The organism is Burkholderia sp. Ac-20379 (assembly GCF_017104645.1).
Lineage (GTDB): Bacteria > Pseudomonadota > Gammaproteobacteria > Burkholderiales > Burkholderiaceae > Burkholderia.
This window is the reverse complement of the sequence record NZ_JAAGPF010000722.1, coordinates 1-1,129: the sequence shown is the minus strand read 5'-3', so window position 1 is coordinate 1,129 and position 1,129 is coordinate 1. Positions and strand designations below refer to the sequence as shown.

Genomic DNA, 1,129 nt, shown 5'->3' with positions numbered 1-1,129 from the left:
GCGCGCGCCGGGCGGCCTCAGCGCGCGTTGCTCGCCGCCGCCACCCAGCGCTCGAACGTCGCCTTGTTCGCGGCGATCCACTGGTCGGCCAGTGTGTCGACGATCGACGACGCGCCGTGTGCCTGGCTGATCGCCAGTTCCCAGTTCGACCAGGTCGACGACGGGAAGTGAATTTGCTCGACGAGCGCGCGCACGGGCGGATTCGCGGCGATGAACGCCTTGTTGGCCACCGCGCCGTAGTTCCACGACGCCATCGCCATCCGGCACGGGTTCGCGCCGCCCGCGCAGCCCGGCACGTCCTTCACGAGCGCCGAGCCCGCGTTCGGCACATTCGGCGGCAGCGCGTCGGCGGGCGTGGGCAGCCACACCACGTCCTTGCCGGGCACCAGCTCGCTGGTGGTCCACGACGGGCTCCAGGCATAGAAGAACGCTGGCTCGCCGGCCTTGATCCGCGACACCACGTCGGCCATCAGCGCCTCGTACTTGCCGGTCACCGGCTTGACCGTCTGCCGCAGGCCGAATTTGTCCAATTGGTAGTTCACCACGTCGCCGCAGCTCCAGCCAGGGTCGCAACTGATCAGCTGCGCCTTGCCGTCGCCGCCGAACAGCGCGGCGATCTTCGGATCCTTCATCTGTTCCAGGCTCGTGATGTTGTGCGCGAGCGCCGTCTTCCGGTCGATCAGGTAGCCGTTGATGCCGCCGCCGTCGATCTGGCCGTTGCCGACCCGCATGGCGCGATCCTGAACCGCGCGAAAATTCGGATCGCTCTGCGGGAAGTTGACGTCCGTTTCCAGATCGACGTCGCCCTGCGCCACGGCCTGGAAGAACAGCACCGTGCCCATCGTCTTCAGCACGACCTCGTAGCCCATCGCCTTGAGCGCGCGGATGGCGATCTGCACCGACACGTAGTTGGCGCCGAGGCCGTCCGTTTGCGCGTAGTGGATGGTCTTGCCGGCGCCCGGCAGCCCGGCGGCGGGCGCGGGGGCCGCGGCGCTCAGCATCGCGGCGCACGCCAGGGCGGCCAGCGCCGGTTTCAGCATCTTCATGATCGATCTCCTTGCCTTTCTGGTTGGGGGTGCTGCATGCCGGCTTGCCGTCGGCGCCGGTTCGCTTCCGTGCTTTTGTGCGT

1 protein-coding gene is annotated in these 1,129 nt (G+C 68.3%); it reads right to left on the bottom strand.

All coding sequences use genetic code 11. From position 1 onward, the window contains the following. Positions 1-17: 17 nt before the first annotated feature. Positions 18-1,046, bottom strand: a complete 1,029-nt coding sequence (proX, locus tag G3N92_RS34245) for a glycine betaine/L-proline ABC transporter substrate-binding protein ProX (RefSeq protein WP_206131899.1) — start codon at positions 1,044-1,046, stop codon at positions 18-20. Positions 1,047-1,129: the final 83 nt, after the last annotated feature.